This is a genomic window from Amycolatopsis acidiphila (genome assembly GCF_021391495.1).
Taxonomy (GTDB): Bacteria; Actinomycetota; Actinomycetes; order Mycobacteriales; family Pseudonocardiaceae; genus Amycolatopsis_E; species Amycolatopsis_E acidiphila.
Map to the genome: position 1 here is coordinate 809,563 of NZ_CP090063.1, position 21,236 is coordinate 830,798.

A 21,236-nucleotide genomic window follows, 5' to 3' on the forward strand; every position below is an offset into this window, starting at 1 on the left:
GTTTAGGCCGCGCGTCCCCCGGGAAGGTGCGGCTGTTGCTCGCGCGGTTTGCGGATGACCGTGACCGCGCCCCAGAACGCGAACCCGGTGATCTTGAGGACCGGCGCGCCGGGCGGCGGGATGGCACTCGCGCCGTTGCGGTCCTCGGTCTCGAACGCGCCCATGAACCCGATGCCGTTCACGTCGACCACGACGTCGTCCGGCACGATGATGTCGATCCCGCCCATGATCGCGACCGCCGTGATGGTCGAATGCCGTTCGGCGAAGCGGGCGTTGCGCAGGTCCATGTCGACCCCGCCCCAGAACGCGAAGCTGTTGTGGTTCGGCGGCACGACCCAGTTGCCCTTGCGGCTCGCGCCGGACATCACGGCGATCGAGTTCTGCGAACCGGGGATCCCGCCGATGCGGGTGTCGACCGCGCGTGGCTGGGCAGGCTGCAGCGCCCCGCTGAGGGTGACGCCGGGCAGGTCCGCGATGGGCGGCTCGAGTTCGGCGAGCGTCTTCGCGGCGTAGACGGTGTCGAGCCGTTGCTCCAGCTCCGCCACGGTGATCCGGCCCTCGGAGAGCGCGTTGTGCAGGATCTGCGCGACCCGCTCGCGATCGTCGTTGGAGGCTCGCATCGGAGGCCGTTCGGGCGTCTCTTCCGTCACAGCGCAGAGCGTAGCCGGGTGGACGGTGGCTTGCGGGTACTTTTGGACCTCATGGACACGCTCGTCGTCGATCACCCTCTGGCCAGGGACCGGCTGTCGACCATGCGGGACGCCCGTACCGACAGCGCGGCCTTCCGTGCCGCCCTGCACGAGCTGACCGTGATGCTGATCTACGAGGCGACCCGTGACGCGCCGGTGCGGGCCGAGCGGATCCACACCCCGGTGGCGCGGACGGAGGGTTACCGGCTGGCGAACCCGCCGCTGCTGGTGCCGGTGCTGCGGGCGGGGCTGGGCATGGCCGACCAGGCGCACAAGCTCATCCCGGACGCGCAGATGGGGTTCGTCGGCCTGGCGCGCGACGAGGAGACCCTGCAGCCGACGCCGTACATGGAGTCGTTGCCGGAGAGCCTGGCGGACCGGCCGGTGTTCGTGCTGGACCCGATGCTCGCGACGGGCGGTTCGATGGTCTACACGATCCGCCTGCTGACCGAGCGCGGGGCGACGGACGTGACGGCGATCTGTGCGCTGGCCGCGCCGGAGGGCCTGAAGCACCTGGAGGAGTCCGGCCTGCCGGTGCGCGTGGTGACCGCGAGCATCGACGAGCGGCTCAACGACTCGGGCTTCATCGTCCCCGGCCTCGGGGATGCGGGGGACCGGCAGTACGGGGCGCGGTAGCCGGGGTCGTTGGCCGCCACCCGGCGCCCCGCGCTGCGCGGGGACAAAAGATCAAGAGAGTCCTCGCCGGACGGGCAGGCTCAAAGATGAGCCAGGAAAAGCCCGCTCATCTCACCTTCTCGACGTGGTCGAGTCGGGAGCGTTCCCCAGCCCCCCGGGCTACTGCCCCCAGCCCCTCGCCTGCGCCCGCAGCGCCGCCTCGTACGAGGCGCCCATGTCGAACGCCGGCGGCAGGTTCCCGTTCAGCTCCAGCGACACCAAGCCGTGCACGATGCCCCACGCGCCGACCGCGATCGTCTCCGCCGCGACCGGCGCGAACTGGCCGGACTCGATCCCCGCCCGCACCACCTCCACCAGTGGCGACAACGTCCGGCGGCCCAGTTCGGTCGCTTCCGCGCCCGGCTCGAAGCCAAGCACCGCCTTGGTGAACATGATCGAGTACAGGTGCGGGTCCGCGAGCGCGCTCTGCCGGTAGGCCAGCCCGAGCCGGACCAGGTCCTCGACCGCGTCACCGCTCCTCGGCACCGCCCGCATCCGCGCCCCGAACCGCTTGAACCCCTCCGCGTACAGCGCGTTCACCAGACCCGGCTTGCCTCCGAACAGCGAGTAGACAGCCGTCGTCGAAGTGCCGGCGTCGGCGGCGAGCTTGCGCAGGCTGAGCGCCTTCGCGCCCTCGGTCGACAGCAGTTCACCGGCGCGGTCGAGCAGGCGCAGCCGGAGCGCTTCGTCGTGCGTTCGGGGACGGGCCATGTCGTCAGCGTATCGCAACACTGTTACCAAACCCGCGCGAGGATTTGACCTGGAGTGCACTCCAGGTCGTAGTGTCGGATGCCATGAGCTACTCGATAGCGGAAGCCGCCCGCCGGAGCGGGCTCTCGATCGACACGCTCCGGTACTACGAGCGCATCAAGCTGGTGGACCCGCCGGCGCGCGACACGGCGGGCCGCCGGGCCTACTCCGACGACGACCTGGCGTGGCTGGTGTTCCTGACGCACCTGCGGACCACCGGCATGCCCATCAAGATGATGCGGGAGTACGCCCAACTGCGCCGCCACGGCGACGCGAGCGCCGGCCGCCGAATGGGCATCCTGATGGAGCAGCGGAACTCGGTACGCGCCCGGATCGCGGAACTGCAGTCCTGTATGGACATTCTCGACTACAAGATCGACAACTACGACCGGATCTGCCGGGACCTCGCGGGTGCCGGTGCGACCGTGGAGGAGATTTCCGCGTGATCCCGACGAAGAAGCTGCGCGGCCTGGAGGTCGGCGCCCAGGGGCTCGGCTGCATGGGGATGAGCCAGGCCTACGGCGTGCGCGACAACGACGACGAGTCGATCGCGACCATCCACCGCGCACTCGAACTGGGTGTGACCCTGATCGACACGGCGAACGTCTACGGCCGGGGCGCCAACGAGGAGCTCGTCGGCCGCGCCATCGCCGGCCGCCGCGACCAGGTGGTGCTGGCGACCAAGTTCGGCATCGTCTTCACCGACGAAGGCCGGTCGGTCCGGGGCGACGCCGCGTACGTCAAGCAGTCCTGCGAGGAGTCGCTTCGCCGACTCGGCGTCGACCACATCGACCTCTACTACCAGCACCGCGTCGCCCCGGACGTGCCGATCGAGGAGACCTGGGGCGCGCTCGCCGAGCTCGTCGCCGAGGGCAAGGTGCGCCACCTCGGGATCTCGGAGGCGTCCGCGGAGAGCATCCGCCGCGCGAACGCGGTCCACCCGGTCACCGCCCTGCAGAGCGAATGGAGCCTCTGGACGCGCGGGATCGAGGACGAGGTCGTTCCCACCTGTCGCGAGCTGGGCATCGGCATCGTGCCGTTCTCACCGCTCGGCCGCGGCTTCCTGACCGGGACGGTGACCTCGACCGACGACCTGCCGGCCGACGACATGCGCCGCGGCATGCCGCGCTTCGAGGAGGGCAACCTCGCCAGCAACCTCGCGATCGTGGAGGCGCTGCGCAAGCTCGCGGCCGAGAAGGGCGTGACGGCGGGGCAGCTGGCGCTCGCGTGGGTGCAGCACAAGGGCGAGGACGTGGTGCCGATCCCGGGCACGAAGCGGCGCACGTACCTGGAGGAGAACGTCGCCGCCGCGACGCTCGAACTGTCCGAAGAGGACATCGAGCGGATCGAGGCCGCCGCTCCGGCCTCGGCCGTCGCCGGCGAGCGCTACCCCGCGAGCATCGCCCGCAACGTGGGCCGCTGACCGGAAGCGCCGCTCCTGTCCGGGAGCGGCGCTTTCGCTTGTCAGGCCACCAGTTCCGCCACGGCGGCCGCGGCCTCGGTCAGCGCGACCACGCGCTGCTCCCGGGTCGCGAGCGAGCGCACGGTCACGTTGCCCGCCGCCCAGTCCTCCTGGCCGACGATGACGACCGCCCGGGCGCCGGCCTTGTCGGCCCGGCTCAGCTCCTTGCCCAGCTTGCGCAGCTCGATCGGGGTGGACGTGCGCAGCCCCGCCCCGCGCAGCTCGGTCGCGACCTTGCGTGCCGCGCCGGCCAGCTCCTCGGTCACCGGGATGACCGCCACGTCGACCTCGCTGCGTGGCTTCGGCGTCAGGCCGTGCGTGTCGAGGAAGTCCATCAGGGTCACGTCGCCCATGCCGAACCCGATGCCCGGGATCTGCTGCGAGGTGAACATGCCGGCCAGGTCGCTGTAGCGGCCGCCGCCGAAGAGCGCGCGGTTGTTCTCCGGGGAGGTGTCGAAGACCTCGAACACCGTGGACGTGTAGTAGGCCAGGCCCCGCACGATCATCGGGTCGAAGCGGACCAGGCTCGCGGCCTCGCTGGAGAGCACGCGCACCAGGTTCGACGACTCCTTCACCGTGGCGGGCAGCTCGTCCAGCAGCGCCGTCCCGGCGCCGAGCACGTCGCCCAGCTTCTCGAACTGCTTGTCGGTCAGCCCGATCTCGTCGGCCTGCTCGGCGAGCTTGTCGCGGTCGTACTTCTCCCAGCGGTCGACGAGCGCGAACACCTGCGGCAGCTGCTCGCCGGTGACGCCGACCAGGTCGGTCAGCGCGGAGGAGAGCAGGTTGCGGTCGTTCGCGCGCACCACGAACATGTCGTCGGTCGCGCCGACCCCGCGCATCAGGTCGTGGATCAGCTCGAAGATCTCGATCTCGCAGTTCGCGCTGTCGGACCCGAAGACGTCCGCGTTGATCTGCCAGTGCTCGCGGACCCGACCACGCTGGGGCCGCTCGTAGCGGTGGCAGTTCGGGTGGCTGTACCAGCGCACCGGGAACTGCAGCGAGCCCGCGTTCCCGGCGATCATCCGGGCGACCGACGGGGTCATCTCCGGCCGCAGCGCGAGCCGGCGGCCGCCCCGGTCGGTCAGCGTGTAGAGCTGCTGGTCGGCGATCTCCTGCCCGGACTTCTTCTCGTAGATCTCGGCGGACTCGAGGACCGGCCCGTCGTAGCGCTGGTAGCCGTAGCGCTCGAGGACGTCGTAGAGATGGCCGAACACCTGCGTCCGGACGGACATCTCCGGGGGCAGGAAGTCCCTGGTCCCCCGGTAGGGCGCGGTCGGCAGGTACTCGGGCACGACGATCCTCACGGTCGGAAACGGAAGCGTTTCCCCAGTTTATCCAGCTAGGCCACGGCCACACCCCAGACGGTCATCAGGATGGCCGCGCCGAGCAGCGCGCCGCGGCCGGCCGTCACCCGTGCGCGAGACCGCGGCGGGGGAGCAGGTGCAGGAACAGCCCGCCGGACTGCGCGAGGACGCCGAACAGCAGCAGGAAGCAGGTGACCCAGCGCGCGGCCTCGCCGAGCCCGCCCTGACCGAGCAGCTGCAGAGCGACCAGGGCGAGGACGAGCAGCACGCCGGCGTGCGCGTGGCCGGCGCGGAAGAAGGAGCGCTGCTGCTCGGTGAGCTTCCGCTGGCGCAGCAAACCGAGCAGCGAGTACCCGCCGAACATCACGGCCGGCAGGGACACCAGTGCGATGACGCTGAACAGCTGGATAGGACCAGAGAGTGTCGTACCCTTCTGGTAACAGTGTTTTATAAGAGCGTCACGCCATTAGCCCGGCGGCCACGGTGGCGCCCAGCTCCCAGCACGATTCGAGGTCGTCCTTGCCCGGTTCACCTGTGATGGTGACGGGCGCGGCGGCCTTCTCCCAGCCCAGCCCGGTGGTGATCGACTCGATCCCGCGCACCGTCCCGGCGACGTCGCTGCCGCCGTGCACGTAGTAGCCGAACGGACGGCCGCGGGTCGCGTCGAGGCAGGGGTAATAGACCTGGTCGAAGAAGTGCTTGAGCGCGCCTGACATGTATCCGAGGTTGGCGGGGGTGCCCAGCAGGTAGCCGTCGGCCTCGAGCACGTCCGTGACGGTCGCGGCGAGTGCCGGGCGCCGGACGAGGGTCACGCCTTCGATCTCGTCGGTGCTCGCCCCGGCGACGACAGCCTCGAACATGGCCTGCACGTTCGGCGAAGGTGTGTGGTGCACGATCAGCAGAGTCGCCATGGAGGGCGAACCTACCGGCTCGGCTGTCCCAGGTCCTGCGTGCCGACGACCTTCAGCAGCTGCATCGCCTCGTGCCCGGACGAGCCGGGCTCGGCCGCGAACAGCACGATGTGCTGGTCGCGCTCGGAGACCAGCAGTAGTCCCACAGCCTGGGGCGGTCCCCGCGGAGGCGCCTAAGGCTCGCCTGCCACGCGTGACCAACGCGTTCGTCCCGCTGCTGCTGCGGCGGCCGCGTCGCGCATCGTGAACGTGTCGAGCGAGCTCGGGTCGCTCGTGCTCGCGGTCGAGGCGCCGCCGGAGCGGCCGAGGCTGCTCGCGGCGGTGAAAGCGGCCCTGCTCGGCGAGGACGCTCCGGCGGGCGAGTTGGCCGGCGCGGCCGGGATCATCCCCTGTTAGGCCGCTGAACTGCGGAAACGATCTTAAGTGACCCCCCTGCGCAGCACGGTTTCCGGCGGATGTAATCTTCTCTTCGTCGCCAGGGAGACCGGGCGGCGCGGGGATCACGAACCAAGCTCCCACGGGTTGTGGTAGAGTGGGTGGTCCTGGTCTGGACGGATGTACATCCCCCGAGTTTATCTCCGGATTTCCGGTGGGGTAGTGTTCGCCCGGCAAACAAAAAGCGTGAATGCGGTTTCGGTTGTGTGTTGTTTGAGAACTCAACAGTGTGCTAGTGAACTAAGCCAGTAGAGCTTTGTTTTTGAACCCGTTTTGGGTTCCTTTGAGATTGACTATTTTGGTGAGTCGATCGGATTTTCTGACATTGTTGGAGAGTTTGATCCTGGCTCAGGACGAACGCTGGCGGCGTGCTTAACACATGCAAGTCGAACGCTGAAGCCACTTCGGTGGTGGATGAGTGGCGAACGGGTGAGTAACACGTGGGTAATCTGTCCTGTACTTTGGGATAAGCCCTGGAAACGGGGTCTAATACCGGATACGACCATCTCAGGCATCTGGGGTGGTGGAAAGTTCTGGCGGTACAGGGTGAGCCCGCGGCCTATCAGCTTGTTGGTGGGGTGATGGCCTACCAAGGCGACGACGGGTAGCCGGCCTGAGAGGGTGACCGGCCACACTGGGACTGAGACACGGCCCAGACTCCTACGGGAGGCAGCAGTGGGGAATATTGCACAATGGGCGCAAGCCTGATGCAGCGACGCCGCGTGAGGGATGACGGCCTTCGGGTTGTAAACCTCTTTCGCCAGGGACGAAGCGCGAGTGACGGTACCTGGAGAAGAAGCACCGGCTAACTACGTGCCAGCAGCCGCGGTAATACGTAGGGTGCGAGCGTTGTCCGGAATTATTGGGCGTAAAGAGCTCGTAGGCGGTTTGTTGCGTCGGCCGTGAAAACTGGAGGCTTAACCTTCAGCTTGCGGTCGATACGGGCAGACTTGAGTTCGGTAGGGGAGACTGGAATTCCTGGTGTAGCGGTGAAATGCGCAGATATCAGGAGGAACACCGGTGGCGAAGGCGGGTCTCTGGGCCGATACTGACGCTGAGGAGCGAAAGCGTGGGGAGCGAACAGGATTAGATACCCTGGTAGTCCACGCTGTAAACGTTGGGCGCTAGGTGTGGGCGACATCCACGTTGTCCGTGCCGTAGCTAACGCATTAAGCGCCCCGCCTGGGGAGTACGGCCGCAAGGCTAAAACTCAAAGGAATTGACGGGGGCCCGCACAAGCGGCGGAGCATGTGGATTAATTCGATGCAACGCGAAGAACCTTACCTGGGCTTGACATGCACTGGAAACCGGCAGAGATGTCGGCCCCCTTGTGGCCGGTGTGCAGGTGGTGCATGGCTGTCGTCAGCTCGTGTCGTGAGATGTTGGGTTAAGTCCCGCAACGAGCGCAACCCTTATCCTGTGTTGCCAGCGCGTAATGGCGGGGACTCGCGGGAGACTGCCGGGGTCAACTCGGAGGAAGGTGGGGATGACGTCAAGTCATCATGCCCCTTATGTCCAGGGCTTCACACATGCTACAATGGCTGGTACAGAGGGTTGCGATACCGCGAGGTGGAGCGAATCCCTTAAAGCCGGTCTCAGTTCGGATCGTAGTCTGCAACTCGACTGCGTGAAGTCGGAGTCGCTAGTAATCGCAGATCAGCAACGCTGCGGTGAATACGTTCCCGGGCCTTGTACACACCGCCCGTCACGTCATGAAAGTCGGTAACACCCGAAGCCCACGGCCCAACCCCGTAAGGGGAGGGAGTGGTCGAAGGTGGGACTGGCGATTGGGACGAAGTCGTAACAAGGTAGCCGTACCGGAAGGTGCGGCTGGATCACCTCCTTTCTAAGGAGCACAACACATCCGGCATTCTCGTGTCCCCTCTTTTGGGGTCGCGGTGGTGGCGGGGTGGCCAGGCTGAACATCCGTTCGTGGTGTTGTCTGGACGCTCAAGGAATTGTGGAGCTACTGGTTGAGGTTCGTCTGCTGGCTTGCTGGCGGCTTCTAGTACTGCTCTCTTCGGGGGGTGTGGAACGGGGTGCGTTGGGGTTGGTGGGGGAATGTTCCTGGCACGCTGTTGGGTCCTGAGGCAACACGCCTCTGGGTGTGGTGTTTGAGAACTGTAGAGTGGATGCGAGCATCTTTGTGGTCAAGTTGTTATGGGCGCATGGTGGATGTCTTGGCATCAGGAGCCGATGAAGGACGTGGGAGGCTGCGATAAGCCTCGGGGAGCTGTCAACCGAGCTGTGATCCGAGGGTGTCCGAATGGGGAAACCCAGCACCTGTGATGAGGTGTTACCCGCCGTTGAATGTATAGACGGTGTGGAGGGAACGCGGGGAAGTGAAACATCTCAGTACCCGTAGGAAGAGAAAACAAAAGTGATTCCGTGAGTAGTGGCGAGCGAAAGCGGAGGAGGCTAAACCGCGTGCATGTGATACCTGTCAGGGGTTGTGTGCGTGGGGTTGTGGGACCCATCTTCCAGAGACTGACATCTCTGGCATGATGCTGCATGGTTAGTGGAACCGCCTGGGATGGTGGACCGGAGTGGGTGAGAGTCCCGTACGCGAAAACTGTGTGGGTGTTGTGTGGTGGTGTTCCCGAGTAGCAGCGAGCTCGTGGAATTTGCTGTGAATCTGCCGGGACCACCCGGTAAGCCTAAATACTTCCTGGTGACCGATAGCGGACTAGTACCGTGAGGGAAAGATGAAAAGTACCCCGGGAGGGGAGTGAAAGAGTACCTGAAACCGTGTGCCTACAAGCCGTCAGAGCCTGGCAGTCGTTTCGACGACAGGGTGATGGCGTGCCTTTTGAAGAATGAGCCTGCGAGTTAGTGCTGCGTGGCGAGGTTAACCCGGGTGGGGTAGCCGTAGCGAAAGCGAGTCCGAATAGGGCGATTGAGTCGCGTGGTCTAGACCCGAAGCGGAGTGATCTACCCATGGCCAGGGTGAAGCGCCGGTAAGACGGTGTGGAGGCCCGAACCCACCAGGGTTGAAAACCTGGGGGATGAGTTGTGGGTAGGGGTGAAAGGCCAATCAAACTCCGTGATAGCTGGTTCTCCCCGAAATGCATTTAGGTGCAGCGTCGTATGTTTCATGGTGGGGGTAGAGCTACTGGATGGCCTAGGGGCCTTACCGGGTTACCGAAGTCAACCAAACTCCGAATACCATCATGTGAGAGTACGGCAGTGAGACGGCGGGGGATAAGCTTCGTCGTCGAGAGGGAAACAGCCCAGAACACCGGCTAAGGCCCCGAAGTGTGTGCTCAGTGGGAAAGGATGTGGGATTGCCCAGACAACCAGGAGGTTGGCTTAGAAGCAGCCACCCTTGAAAGAGTGCGTAATAGCTCACTGGTCAAGTGGTCCTGCGCCGACAATGTAGCGGGGCTTAAGCACACCGCCGAAGCCGTGTCATTGACACATATAGATCGATGATCGCTCATGCAGTGATCATCCAGTCGTGTTGATGGGTAGGGGAGCGTCCTGCATCCGGGGAAGCCGTGGCGGAAGCTAGCGGTGGAGGGTGTGGGAGTGAGAATGCAGGCATGAGTAGCGAATGCAGAGTGAGAACCTCTGCCGCCGGATGACCAAGGGTTCCTGGGTCAAGTTAATCTGCCCAGGGTGAGTCGGGACCTAAGGCGAGGCCGACAGGCGTAGTCGATGGACAACGGGTTGATATTCCCGTACCCGCGTATGTTCGCCCATAGCGAGGCTGGTGATACTAACCACCCGAACTTGCCGAGACCTTCGGGTTGAGGTGAGGGAGCGTGGAGCCTGAGCCAGTAGTAGTTAAGCGATGGGGTGACGCAGGAAGGTAGCTCCGCCAGTGAGTGGTTGTACTGGTGTAAGCGTGTAGGCCGAGTGGTAGGTAAATCCGCCGCTCATGAAGGTTGAGACGTGATGCGTAGCCGTTGAGGCGAAGTAGAGTGATCCTATGCTGCCGAGAAAAGCCTCTAGCGAGAACATGTGCGGCCCGTACCCCAAACCGACACAGGTGGTCAGGTAGAGAATACCAAGGCGATCGGGTGAACTGTGGTTAAGGAACTCGGCAAAATGCCCCCGTAACTTCGGGAGAAGGGGGGCCAAAGCACTTGAAGCCCTTCGCGGGCTAGGGTGAGTTGGCCGCAGAGACCAGCGGAAAGCGACTGTTTACTAAAAACACAGGTCCATGCGAAGTCGTAAGACGATGTATATGGACTGACGCCTGCCCGGTGCTGGAACGTTAAGAGGACCGGTTAATCCCTTCGGGGGTGAAGCTGAGAATTTAAGCGCCAGTAAACGGCGGTGGTAACTATAACCATCCTAAGGTAGCGAAATTCCTTGTCGGGTAAGTTCCGACCTGCACGAATGGCGTAACGACTTTCCGGCTGTCTCAACCACAGGCCCGGCGAAATTGCATTACGAGTAAAGATGCTCGTTACGCGCGGCAGGACGGAAAGACCCCGGGACCTTTACTATAGCTTGGTATTGGTTTTCGGTTCGGTTTGTGTAGGATAGGTGGGAGACTGTGAAGCCCTCACGCTAGTGGGGGTGGAGTCGTTGTTGAAATACCACTCTGACCGGATTGGGAATCTGAACCTCGGACCGTGATCCGGTTCAGGGACAGTGCCTGGTGGGTAGTTTAACTGGGGCGGTTGCCTCCCAAAGAGTAACGGAGGCGCCCAAAGGTTCCCTCAGCCTGGTTGGCAATCAGGTGGTGAGTGTAAGTGCACAAGGGAGCTTGACTGTGAGACTGACAGGTCGAGCAGGGACGAAAGTCGGGACTAGTGATCCGGCACCTCCTGGTGGAAGGGGTGTCGCTCAACGGATAAAAGGTACCCCGGGGATAACAGGCTGATCTTGCCCAAGAGTCCATATCGACGGCATGGTTTGGCACCTCGATGTCGGCTCGTCGCATCCTGGGGCCGGAGTAGGTCCCAAGGGTTGGGCTGTTCGCCCATTAAAGCGGCACGCGAGCTGGGTTTAGAACGTCGTGAGACAGTTCGGTCCCTATCCGCCGCGCGCGTAGGAGACTTGCGGAAGGCTGTCCCTAGTACGAGAGGACCGGGACGGACGAACCTCTGGTATGCCAGTTGTCACGCCAGTGGCATGGCTGGTTAGCTACGTTCGGAAGGGATAACCGCTGAAGGCATCTAAGCGGGAAGCCTGTTCCAAGATGAGGTCTCCCACCCTTCATGGGTTAAGGCCCCCTAGAGACGATGGGGTTGATAGGCCAGAAATGGACGCACAGTAATGTGTTTTCGAGTTGACTGGTACTAATAGGCCGAGGACTTGCCCACGAAGACGCTACGCATCCACTCTACAGCTCTGAAACACCACACACCCACACCACCACCATTACCGTGGTGGGTGTGGGGCCGTGTGTGATCGCAGTGTTTCGGTGGTCATGGCGGTGGGGAAACGCCCGGTCCCATTCCGAACCCGGAAGCTAAGCCCACCAGCGCCGATGGTACTGCACCCGCCAGGGTGTGGGAGAGTAGGACACCGCCGAACTCAATTTGAGAAGCCCCGGGGCTTCGGTCGAGAATCAAAGAATTCTCCCGAAGCCCCGGGGCTTTTCTATTTCCGCCATCACATCGCCAGCTTCTGCGCGCGATCAAGGAACGGCCGCAGCGGTTTGCCTGCGGCCGGGTGTCGTAGCTCGGCGTCTTCCTACGGCTGCGTCGAGAGCAGGGCCTCGACCTCTTCGCGGAGGGCCGCCAGCCGGGTGGCGGCGATGGACCGTGCCTTCGCCAGCGCCTCCTTCTGCGAGCCCGTGACGGTGTCCGGCACCGGCTCGACCACCTGGAGGTACGTCTTCAGCTTCGGCTCGGTGCCCGACGGGCGGATGACCACGCGCAGGCCGCCACCGGAAATACGAACCGCGTCCGTGGTCGGACTCAGGTCCTCGGCCGTCACGGGGATGCCGGCCAGCGTCGTGGGCGGGGCGTTGCGGATGGCGTCCAGGACCTTGGTGCGCACACTGAGGTCCGTCACCCGTAGCGACACCTGGTCCGTCAGGTGCACGCCGTGCCGGGCAGCCAGGTCATCCAGGACATCGAGCGGCGAGCGACCCGAGGACTTCAGCGTCGCGGCGAGGTCGCATGCCATCACAGCCGCCGCGATGCCGTCCTTGTCCCGCACGAAGTCCGGGTTCACGCACAGCCCGAGCGCCTCCTCGTAGGCGAAGACCAAGCCCTCGCCGGCACGGGTGAGCCACTTGAACCCCGTCAGCGTCTCCGCATACCGCGCACCACGGGCCTCCGCGATCCGGCCCAGCATCGACGACGACACGATCGTCGTCGCGACCAGCGGATCAGCGGCGTTCGTCGTCGACAGGACGTGTTCGCCGAGCAGGACGCCCGTCTCGTCGCCGCGCAGCATCCGCCACGAGCCGTCCCGGTCGCGCAGCCCCAGCGCGCACCGGTCCGCGTCCGGGTCCAATGCGATCGCCACGTCGGCGTCGACCTCTTGCGCCAGCGCGAGCAACAGGTCCGTCGCGCCCGGCTCCTCCGGGTTCGGGAACGACACCGTCGGAAAGTCCGGGTCCGGCTTCGCCTGGTCCGCCACGAGGTGCACATCCGTGAACCCCGCCAGGGCCAGCGCGCGGCTCAGCACGTCCGCGCCCACGCCGTGCAGTGCCGTCGCCGCCACCCGCAGCCTGCGGGACGACCCGACGGGGAGCGCGGCGACTCGGGCCAGGTACTCCTCCACGATCTCGTCGCCGAGCACCGGCACCCCGGGCATGCGGGTCACCGCGGTGGCACCGGGCGCCGCCTCGATCGCCGCCTCGATCTCGCCGTCCGACGGTGGCACGATCTGCGACCCGCTGTCGTCGTAGAGCTTGTACCCGTTGTCGGCGGGGGGATTGTGCGACGCGGTGATCTGCACACCCGCCGCCGCGCCCAGGTGCTTCACGGCGAACGCGAGCACCGGCGTCGGCAACGGGCCGGGCAGGAGGCGGGCGTCGAACCCGGCGGCGTAGAGCACTTCGGCGGCGGTCATCGCGAACCGCTCCGAGCCGTGGCGGGCGTCCCGGCCGATGACGACCGGCTCACCGGTCTTGCCGTGCCGGGCGAGCCACGCGGCCACACCGGCGGTGGTCCGGACGACCACCGAGGTGTTCATCCCGTTGGGACCGGCGCGAACCGGCCCGCGCAGGCCGGCCGTGCCGAACTCGAGCGAGCCGGCCATCCGGTCGGCGAGATCGGCCGTCGCGCCGGGCTCGCCGCGCATCGCGCGCGCCAGCACCGCTTCCAGCTCTTCCCTGGACTCGGCGTCGACATCCTCGGTAATCCAGGCGAAGGCTCTGTTCCGCAGTTCCCGCGGCAGCCGGTCCCGTTCACTCACCGGCTAAGCGTACTTTTCTATGCGCGTGCCACCAGTTCCCGGAGCAGAGTGCCCATCCGGTGGGCGGCCGCGCGACCGGCCTCGAGCACCTCGACGTGGTCGAGCGGCTCACCGGTCATCCCGGCGGCCAGGTTCGTCACGAGCGACAGCCCGAACACCTCGACTCCCGCCGCGCGAGCCGCGATCGCCTCCAGCACCGTGGACATGCCCACCAGGTCCGCCCCGAGAGTGCGCAGCATCCGGATCTCCGCGGGCGTCTCGAAATGTGGCCCGGGCAGACCCGCGTACACGCCCTCTTCGAGGCCCGGGTCGATCTCCCTGGCGAGGTCGCGCAGCCGGTGCGAGTACAGGTCCACCAGGTCCACGAAGTTGGCGCCGGTGATCGGTGACGTCGCGGTCATGTTGAGGTGGTCGCAGATCAGCACGGGCTGGCCGACCTGGAAGCCCGCACGCAGGCCACCCGCGGCGTTGGTCAGCAGGACCGACCGGACGCCCGCGGCCGCCGCGGTACGGACGTTGTGCACGACCCGGCCGATGCCCTTGCCCTCGTACAGGTGCGTGCGGCCGAGGAGTACCAGCGCGCGCTTTCCGTCCACGGCGACCGACCGGACCGTGCCGCCGTGCCCGACGGCCTCGGGCTTCTCGAAACCGGGCAGCTCGGCGAGCGGGATCTCCGCGTCGCCCTCGCCGATCACGTCGGCGGCCGGGCGCCAGCCGGAGCCGAGGACCACCGCGATGTCGTGCTTGGCGTGGCCCGTGCGCTCGGCGATGGTGGCCGCCGCGGCTTCGGCCAGGTCCTGTTCACTCATGGCCATATCGTCTCAGTGCGCGAAGCGCCAGGGTGGTTCACCCCGTGATCGAGAAGGTCGGCACGATCCGCTGGTACAGCTCGGTGCGCGCGGTGTCCTCCTGCTCGGTGGGCACTGTCACGCTCACCGCCCACAGGCTCGAGTTGTGCCGGAAGATCTCCGCGAACGTGGTGCGGCTGACCTGGTCGGGGCTGTTGCTGCCCTTGTCGAACGTGCGGTAGGCCATCGTGTAGCCCTCCCGGCCGTCCGTCAGCGGCTCGGGCGGGCGCACCGGGTTGAACTCGCCGGACCCACGGCTCGTGGACAGTCCCTTGAGGTACTGGTCGATCGTGTAGTTCGGGAAGAAGCCGGCGATGTGGTCGACCGCGAGCATCTGCGACCCGTCCGGCGAAACCCATTCCACCAGCGTCGACGGCGGCAGGCCGTCCCCGACGCCCGAGCCGGTGAAGCGCGTCCAGTCCTGCGGCACCTCGACCGAGAACGTCGCGTCCTGGCCGCGCACGCTCGACGCGTCACCGGTGCGCCGCTCGAACTTCGTCGGCGGCGGTTCGACGGTCGCGGAGCTGCCGCCGCGGGCCGGCGGAGTCACCGGCTCGGCGCCGATCACCCGGGCCGCGACGAAACCGCCCGCGGCCGAGACGAGGAACAGCAGGATCGCGACGCTGGTCAGCACGGCCGTCGCGGTGACGCTGCGGCCCGCCGGCGCGGCCTTCGGCGCGGGGGAGGACGTGAACGGGAGCGGGCCCGGGTCCACCGCCAGCTCCTGGCTCACCTCGGCCGGCTTCTCCGCGGCGGGCTCGGGCTCCGGCTCGGGCCTGGCCGCCGGCGTCATCTCGCGGGTGTCGGTCGCCTCGGCGCGGCGGCCCGCCGCCTGCTGGAACATCTCGGGGCTGAACAGCACCCGCGGGGCCTTGGTGAGCAGCGGGTACAGCTGCCGGCGAACCTCGCGCAGCGAGATCCGGTCCCGCGGCTCCTTGGCCATCAGCGCGGTGATGACCGGTGCGAGCGGGCCAGGCGTCGGCCGGGGCACCTCGCCCTTGACGACCTTGCCGATCGTCTCCAGCGGGTCGCCGTCGGCGTCGTAGGGCGGATGGCCTTCCAGGGCGTTGAACAGCGTCGCGCCCAGGCCCCACAGGTCCGCGCCCGGCGTGACGGCCTTGCCCGAGGCGATCTCCGGCGCGATGTAGGCGGGGGAGCCCAGGGTCATGCCCGTGCGGGTCATCGTCGCCTCGGAGACGTTGCGCGCGATCCCGAAGTCGGTGAGCTTGATCCGCCCGTCGTCGGCGACGAGCACGTTGCCCGGCTTGACGTCGCGGTGGGTGATGCCCGCGGCGTGCGCGGCCTCCAGCGCGGCGGCGACGGCGTCGCCCACGGCGGCGGCTTGTTCCACCGTCAGCGGCCCGTGCTCCCGGATCAGCTCGGCGAGGCTGTGTGACGGCAGCAGTTCCATCACGACGAACGGCTCGCCGTCCTGCCGGGCGACGTCGTGCAGGACGATCACGTTCGGGTGAGACAGCACGGCGATGGCGCGGGCCTCGCGCAGCGTGCGTTCCCGCAGCTCCTCGGCCTGTCCGGTGGTCACGCCCGGGGGCAGCCGGATCTCCTTGACGGCTACGGGGCGTTGCAGGAACTCGTCGTAGGCCGACCAGACGGTACCCATGGAGCCAGAACCCAGCACGGACCGCAGCCGGTAGCGTCCGGCGACGACGCGGGGGTCCTCGCTGTCGGTGGGCACGGAGACATTGTGGCGGATGCGGGCGGGGGCGACCGCGAGCAGGCTCACACTTGCCCTTCCGGACAGGCCCCTACCATCGTTAGGTATGACTCAGGCAGGGACAACGGAGCCCGATGAGCTGGCGCTGGCCGCCGAGTTCGCCGCGCCGGCGCGGGCCGACTGGCAGGAGCTCGTCGCCGGGGTGCTCCGCAAGAGCGGGAGGCTGCCGGAGGACTTCGACGGCGCTCCCGAGAGCCTGCTGACCACCAGAACCTACGACGGCATCGACATCCGGCCGCTCTACACGGCGGAGGACGAGACCGTGCCCGCCGGGTTCCCCGGCCTCGCGCCGTTCGTGCGCGGCGGCAAGCCGGAAGGCGCCGTCGGCACCGGCTGGGACGTGCGCGTCCTGCACGCGAACGCCGACCCGGTCGCCGCGAACAAGGCGATTCTGGCCGACCTCGAGAACGGCGCGAGCTCGCTGTGGCTGCGAGTCGGCGGAGACTCGCTGCCGCCGTCGTCGCTGGCCGACGCGCTCAACGAGGTGTACCTCGACCTCGCCCCGGTGGTGCTCGAGCCCGGAGCGGAGTACGAGGCCGCGGCGAGCGCCCTGCTCCGGCTGCTGGCCGAACGGAACATCCCCGACAGCGAGGTCATCGGCACCATCGGTGCCGACCCGATCACCGTGCGCGCCCGCACCGGCACCGCGCACGACCTGACTCCTGCCGCCGAACTGGCCGCCCGGCTCGCCGCGAAGCACCCGAAGCTGCGCACGATCGTCGTCGACGGGCTGCCCTACCACGAGGCCGGCGGCTCGGACGCCCAAGAGCTCGGCGCGGCCGTCGCGGCGGGCGTCGCGTATCTGCGGGCGCTGACCGCCGCCGGGCTGAGCGTCGACGACGCGGCCGCGCAGCTGGAGTTCCGCTTCGCCGCGACCGCCGACCAGTTCCTGACCATCGCGAAGCTGCGCGCGGCGCGCCGCCTGTGGTCGCGGGTCACCGAGGTCTCCGGCGCCACCCCGCACGGGATGCGGCAGCACGCCGTCACCTCGACGGCGATGCTGACCCAGCGCGACCCGTGGGTGAACATGCTGCGCACGACCGTCGCCTGCTTCGCCGCCGGCGTCGGTGGCGCGGACGCGGTCACCGTCCTGCCGTTCGACGCGGCGATCGGCCAGCCCGAGGCGTTCTCCCGCCGCATCGCGCGCAACACGCAGGCGATCCTGATCGAGGAGTCGCGGCTCGCGGGCGTGATCGACCCGGCGGGCGGCTCCTGGTACGTGGAGAACCTGACCGACGCGCTGGCCAACGCCGCGTGGCGCGAGTTCACCGAGGTGGAGCGCCACGGCGGGATCGAGGCCGCGCTGGAGTCCGGTTTCCTGCGCGACCGGCTCGCCCAGACCTGGGAGAAGCGGGCCAAACGGCTGGCCACCCGCAAGGACCCGATCACCGGCGTCAGCGAGTTCCCGCACCTGGCGGAGAAACCGGTCGTCCGCGAACCGCTGCCGTCCATTGTGGAGGGCGGCGGGCTGCCGAAACGCCGGTACGCCCAGCCGTTCGAACAGCTGCGGGACCGCTCGGACGCGCACCTGGCCGAGCACGGCGAACGGCCGACGATCTTCCTCGCGACGCTCGGGCCGCTGGCCTCGCACACCGCACGAGCCATGTTCGCGTCGAACCTGTTCCAGGCCGGCGGCATCGAGCCGGTCAACCCGGGCGCGGTCGACGACCCGGTCGAGGCCTTCAAGGCGAGCGGCGCCACGGTCGCCTGCCTGTGCGGCAGCGACAAGTCCTACGGCGAGCAGGCGAACGAGGTCGCGGCCGGACTGCGTGCGGCGGGGGCGAAAGCCGTGCTCCTGGCGGGCAGGCCGGACGAGTCCTACCGTGGGATCAGCGGGTTCGCGCACACCGGCTGCGACGCGCTCGCCGTGCTGACCAGCACACTGGAAACGCTGGGAGTGAAGTGATGGCCATCCCCGACTTCGCGGGAATCGAGCTCGGCATCCCGGACCCGGCGAGCCAGGCCGACTGGGCCGAGGCGCTGCACGCGAGCACCGGCAAGGGTCCCGACGCGCTGAGCTGGGAGACCCCCGAGGGCATCGGCGTGCAGCCGGTCTACACCGCCGATGATCTGTCCGATGTGGACTTCCTCGGCACCTACCCCGGTGTCGCGCCGTTCCTGCGCGGCCCGTACCCGACGATGTACACCACCCAGCCGTGGACCATCCGGCAGTACGCCGGGTTCTCCACCGCGAGCGAGTCCAACGCCTTCTACCGGCGCAACCTCGCGGCCGGGCAGAAAGGGCTTTCCGTCGCGTTCGACCTGGCCACCCACCGCGGCTACGACTCCGACCACCCGCGGGTGGCGGGTGACGTCGGCATGGCGGGCGTGGCGATCGACTCGATCTACGACATGCGCCAGCTCTTCGACGGCATCCCGCTGGACCGGATGAGCGTGTCGATGACGATGAACGGCGCGGTGCTGCCGGTGATGGCGCTCTACATCGTCGCCGCCGAGGAACAGGGTGTCGCACCCGAGCAGCTGGCCGGGACCATCCAGAACGACATCCTCAAGGAGTTCATGGTCCGCAACACCTACATCTACCCGCCGCAGCCCTCGATGCGGATCATCTCCGACATCTTCGGCTACACCTCCCGGCGGATGCCGCGGTTCAACTCGATCTCCATCTCCGGCTACCACATGCAGGAGGCCGGGGCGACCGCCGACCTGGAGCTGGCGTACACGCTCGCGGACGGCGTCGAGTACCTCCGGGCCGGGCTGGACGCGAACCTCGACATCGACAAGTTCGCGCCGCGGCTGTCGTTCTTCTGGGCCATCGGCATGAACTTCTTCATGGAAGTCGCCAAGATGCGCGCCGCCCGGCTGCTGTGGGCGAAGCTCGTCAAGCAGTTCTCGCCGCAGAACGAGAAATCGCTCTCCCTGCGCACGCACTGCCAGACCTCCGGCTGGTCGCTGACCGCGCAGGACGTCTACAACAACGTCGTGCGCACCTGCGTCGAGGCGATGGCGGCGACCCAGGGGCACACCCAGTCCCTGCACACCAACGCACTCGACGAGGCGCTGGCCCTGCCGACCGACTTCTCCGCGCGCATCGCCCGCAACACCCAGCTGCTGCTGCAGCAGGAGACCGGCAACAACCGCGTGATCGACCCGTGGGGCGGCAGCGCGTTCGTCGAGCGGCTCACCTACGACCTCGCGCGCAAGGCGTGGGGCCACATCAGCGAGGTCGAGTCCGCGGGCGGGATGGCCCGCGCGATCGACGCGGGCATCCCGAAGCTGCGCATCGAGGAGGCGGCGGCGCGCACGCAGGCCCGCATCGACTCCGGGCGCCAGCCGGTGATCGGCGTGAACAAGTACCGCGTCGACTCCGACGAGGACGTCGAGGTGCTCAAGGTGGACAACGCGGGCGTGCGGGCCCAGCAGCTGGAGAAGCTGCGCCGGCTGCGCGAGGAGCGCGACGCGGACGCCGTCGCCGACGCCCTGCGGCGGCTCACCGCGGCCGCCGACGGGGGAGGCAACCTGCTCGAACTGGCCGTGGACGCGGCGCGGGCGAAGGCGACCGTCGGGGAGATCTCCGAGGCGCTGGAGAAGGTCTGGGGGCGCCACTCCGGCCAGATTCGTACGATCTCGGGGGTGTACCGGGACGAGGTCGGGAAGACCGAGAACGTGGACAAGGTGCGCGAGCGCGTCGAGAAGTTCGCCGAGGCCGAGGGGCGCCGTCCCCGGATCCTGGTCGCCAAGATGGGCCAGGACGGGCACGACCGCGGCCAGAAGGTGATCGCGACCGCGTTCGCCGACCTGGGCTTCGACGTGGACGTGGGCCCGCTGTTCTCCACCCCGGCCGAGGTCGCGCGCCAGGCCATCGAGGCCGACGTGCACGTGGTCGGCGTGTCCTCGCTGGCGGCCGGGCACCTCTCGCTCGTGCCCGCGCTGCGCGAGGAGCTGGCGAAGCTCGACCGCCCGGACATCATGGTCGTGGTCGGCGGCGTCATCCCGCCGCAGGACTACGAGGAGCTGCGGACGGCCGGCGCGGCGGCGATCTTCGGGCCGGGCACGGTCATCGCCGACGCGGCGCTCGGCCTGCTGGACCAGCTCGAGCAGCAACAGGCAGGCTGAGTGGCTCGCGCGATCGACGTCGGCGCCTACGCCAAAGGCGTGCTCGCGGGGGACCGGGGCACGCTGTCGAAGGCGATCACGCTCGTCGAGTCCCAGCGCGGCGACCACCGCAAGCAGGCGCAGGAGCTGCTGGTCGAGCTGCTGCCGCACGCGGGCGGGGCGCGCCGGGTGGGCATCACCGGCGTGCCCGGGGTCGGCAAGTCGACGTTCATCGACCAGCTCGGCACCGACCTCACCACCGCGGGGCACCGGGTCGCCGTGCTCGCGGTCGACCCGTCGTCCACCCGCACCGGCGGCAGCATCCTCGGCGACAAGACCCGGATGGCGCGCCTGGCGGTCGACCCGGCGGCGTTCATCCGCCCGTCGCCGACCTCCGGCACGCTCGGCGGCGTCGCCCGCGCGACCCGCGAGACGATCGTGCTGATGGAGGCCGCGGGCTACGACGTGGTGCTGGTCGAGACGGTCGGCGTCGGCCAGTCCGAGGTCACCGTGGCCAACATGGTCGACTGCTTCCTCTTCCTGACCCTGGCCCGCACCGGCGACCAGCTGCAGGGCATCAAGAAGGGGGTGCTGGAGCTCGCCGACGTCATCGCGGTGAACAAGGCCGACGGCGAGCACGAACGCGACGCGAAACGGGCCGCCCGCGAGCTCTCCGGGGCGCTGCGGATGATCTACGGGCCGGACGCCTCGTGGACGCCACCCGTGCTGACCTGCAGCGGGCTCAACGACGTCGGCCTCGACACGGTGTGGCAGCAGATCGAACGGCACCGCGAGCAACTACTCGAATCGGGCGAGCTGGACACCAAGCGCAAGCAGCAGCAGGTCGACTGGACGTGGTCGATGGTGCGGGAGCAGCTGCTGGGCAGGCTCGCCGAGCATCCCGGCGTCCGCGCGGTCGTGCCGGAGGTCGAACAGGCCGTCCGGGACGGCGAACTGACCGCCACGCTGGCGGCGCAACGTATCTTGGACGCTTTCGGAACGTGACTTCTCCTACCTCGGCAGGCAGACTGATTCGTTGTCGAGG

At 67.6% G+C, this 21,236-nt stretch carries 15 protein-coding genes, 3 rRNA genes and 1 pseudogene; 10 read left to right on the top strand and 9 right to left on the bottom strand.

Annotated features, from left to right (window positions below):
• Positions 1–2 precede the first annotated feature (2 nt).
• Entirely contained in the window at positions 3–620 is a 618-nt protein-coding gene (locus LWP59_RS03980) for a DUF1707 SHOCT-like domain-containing protein (RefSeq protein WP_144645813.1), read from the bottom strand.
• A gap of 81 nt (positions 621–701) precedes the next feature.
• Here LWP59_RS03980 and upp point away from each other — a divergent pair, with 81 nt between their 5' ends.
• Positions 702–1,325 (top strand): uracil phosphoribosyltransferase, encoded by a 624-nt coding sequence (gene upp, locus LWP59_RS03985; protein WP_144645791.1) that lies wholly within the window; start codon positions 702–704, stop codon positions 1,323–1,325.
• Between the two features lie 159 nt (positions 1,326–1,484).
• Here upp and LWP59_RS03990 read toward each other — a convergent pair whose 3' ends face one another.
• Complete coding sequence (locus LWP59_RS03990) at positions 1,485–2,075, bottom strand: TetR/AcrR family transcriptional regulator (protein WP_144646238.1); 591 nt, start codon at positions 2,073–2,075, stop codon at positions 1,485–1,487.
• Between the two features lie 83 nt (positions 2,076–2,158).
• Here LWP59_RS03990 and LWP59_RS03995 point away from each other — a divergent pair, with 83 nt between their 5' ends.
• Positions 2,159–2,560, top strand: coding sequence for a MerR family transcriptional regulator (locus LWP59_RS03995; protein WP_144646235.1), 402 nt, complete (start codon positions 2,159–2,161; stop codon positions 2,558–2,560).
• Complete coding sequence (locus LWP59_RS04000) at positions 2,557–3,537, top strand: aldo/keto reductase (protein ID WP_186383659.1); 981 nt, start codon at positions 2,557–2,559, stop codon at positions 3,535–3,537. The genes LWP59_RS03995 and LWP59_RS04000 overlap by 4 nt, the downstream gene beginning before the upstream one ends.
• A gap of 41 nt (positions 3,538–3,578) precedes the next feature.
• Here the strand turns inward: LWP59_RS04000 and hisS are convergent, their stop codons facing one another.
• The 4 genes and pseudogenes from hisS to LWP59_RS40275 form a co-directional block, all read right to left on the bottom strand.
• Positions 3,579–4,868 (bottom strand): histidine--tRNA ligase, encoded by a 1,290-nt coding sequence (hisS, locus tag LWP59_RS04005; protein WP_144646240.1) that lies wholly within the window; start codon positions 4,866–4,868, stop codon positions 3,579–3,581.
• Between the two features lie 47 nt (positions 4,869–4,915).
• Positions 4,916–5,244: pseudogene (locus LWP59_RS04010) on the bottom strand (hypothetical protein).
• Positions 5,245–5,338: 94 nt separating this feature from the next.
• Positions 5,339–5,791, bottom strand: a complete 453-nt coding sequence (locus LWP59_RS04015) for a flavodoxin family protein (RefSeq protein WP_144646233.1) — start codon at positions 5,789–5,791, stop codon at positions 5,339–5,341.
• A gap of 11 nt (positions 5,792–5,802) precedes the next feature.
• Positions 5,803–5,937: a hypothetical protein gene (locus tag LWP59_RS40275; protein WP_267903859.1), complete on the bottom strand. Its 135-nt coding sequence runs from the start codon at positions 5,935–5,937 to the stop codon at positions 5,803–5,805.
• A 97-nt stretch (positions 5,938–6,034) separates the two neighbouring features.
• On the opposite strand from LWP59_RS40275, the gene LWP59_RS04020 reads away from it, so the two are divergent.
• The 4 genes from LWP59_RS04020 (at position 6,035) to rrf (ending at position 11,716) form a co-directional block, all read left to right on the top strand.
• Positions 6,035–6,187, top strand: coding sequence for a hypothetical protein (locus tag LWP59_RS04020; RefSeq protein ID WP_229858401.1), 153 nt, complete (start codon positions 6,035–6,037; stop codon positions 6,185–6,187).
• A 364-nt stretch (positions 6,188–6,551) separates the two neighbouring features.
• Positions 6,552–8,072: ribosomal RNA gene (locus LWP59_RS04025) — 16S ribosomal RNA — on the top strand.
• A 302-nt stretch (positions 8,073–8,374) separates the two neighbouring features.
• Positions 8,375–11,502: ribosomal RNA gene (locus LWP59_RS04030) — 23S ribosomal RNA — on the top strand.
• Positions 11,503–11,599: 97 nt separating this feature from the next.
• Positions 11,600–11,716: ribosomal RNA gene (gene rrf / locus LWP59_RS04035) — 5S ribosomal RNA — on the top strand.
• Together the 16S, 23S and 5S rRNA genes form the textbook arrangement of a ribosomal RNA operon.
• Before the next feature lie 159 nt (positions 11,717–11,875).
• Here the strand turns inward: rrf and LWP59_RS04040 are convergent.
• From LWP59_RS04040 to LWP59_RS04050, 3 genes are read right to left on the bottom strand one after another with little or no spacing between them, the layout of a single operon-like run.
• The gene (locus LWP59_RS04040; protein WP_229858416.1) at positions 11,876–13,552 is read right to left on the bottom strand and encodes a phospho-sugar mutase; all 1,677 of its coding nucleotides are present in this window, start codon (positions 13,550–13,552) and stop codon (positions 11,876–11,878) included.
• A gap of 17 nt (positions 13,553–13,569) precedes the next feature.
• Positions 13,570–14,361, bottom strand: a complete 792-nt coding sequence (locus LWP59_RS04045) for a purine-nucleoside phosphorylase (protein ID WP_144643906.1) — start codon at positions 14,359–14,361, stop codon at positions 13,570–13,572.
• 37 nt (positions 14,362–14,398) lie between these two features.
• Complete coding sequence (locus tag LWP59_RS04050; RefSeq protein ID WP_144643904.1) at positions 14,399–16,096, bottom strand: serine/threonine-protein kinase; 1,698 nt, start codon at positions 16,094–16,096, stop codon at positions 14,399–14,401.
• A gap of 85 nt (positions 16,097–16,181) precedes the next feature.
• Between LWP59_RS04050 and mutA the strand changes: the two genes are divergently transcribed.
• Genes mutA through meaB form a run of 3 tightly spaced genes read left to right on the top strand, consistent with a single transcriptional unit; the run spans position 16,182 to position 21,196 of the window.
• Positions 16,182–18,041 (top strand): methylmalonyl-CoA mutase small subunit, encoded by a 1,860-nt coding sequence (gene mutA, locus LWP59_RS04055; RefSeq protein ID WP_144643902.1) that lies wholly within the window; start codon positions 16,182–16,184, stop codon positions 18,039–18,041.
• The gene (scpA, locus tag LWP59_RS04060) at positions 18,041–20,212 is read left to right on the top strand and encodes a methylmalonyl-CoA mutase (protein WP_144643900.1); all 2,172 of its coding nucleotides are present in this window, start codon (positions 18,041–18,043) and stop codon (positions 20,210–20,212) included. Before mutA ends, scpA begins: the two co-directional genes overlap by 1 nt.
• On the top strand, positions 20,213–21,196 hold the full coding sequence (meaB, locus tag LWP59_RS04065) for a methylmalonyl Co-A mutase-associated GTPase MeaB (protein ID WP_144643898.1): 984 nt from the start codon (positions 20,213–20,215) through the stop codon (positions 21,194–21,196).
• Positions 21,197–21,236 lie beyond the last annotated feature (40 nt).

Bases quoted from the DNA above. Each gene is read 5' to 3' on its own strand.
- LWP59_RS03980 (WP_144645813.1), bottom strand. From the start codon at position 620: ATGCGAGCCTCCAACGACGATCGCGAGCGGGTCGCGCAGATCCTGCAC.
- upp (WP_144645791.1), top strand. From the start codon at position 702: ATGGACACGCTCGTCGTCGATCACCCTCTGGCCAGGGACCGGCTGTCG.
- LWP59_RS03990 (WP_144646238.1), bottom strand. From the start codon at position 2,075: ATGGCCCGTCCCCGAACGCACGACGAAGCGCTCCGGCTGCGCCTGCTC.
- LWP59_RS03995 (WP_144646235.1), top strand. From the start codon at position 2,159: ATGAGCTACTCGATAGCGGAAGCCGCCCGCCGGAGCGGGCTCTCGATC.
- LWP59_RS04015 (WP_144646233.1), bottom strand. From the start codon at position 5,791: ATGGCGACTCTGCTGATCGTGCACCACACACCTTCGCCGAACGTGCAG.
- LWP59_RS04045 (WP_144643906.1), bottom strand. From the start codon at position 14,361: ATGAGTGAACAGGACCTGGCCGAAGCCGCGGCGGCCACCATCGCCGAG.
- mutA (WP_144643902.1), top strand. From the start codon at position 16,182: ATGACTCAGGCAGGGACAACGGAGCCCGATGAGCTGGCGCTGGCCGCC.
- scpA (WP_144643900.1), top strand. From the start codon at position 18,041: ATGGCCATCCCCGACTTCGCGGGAATCGAGCTCGGCATCCCGGACCCG.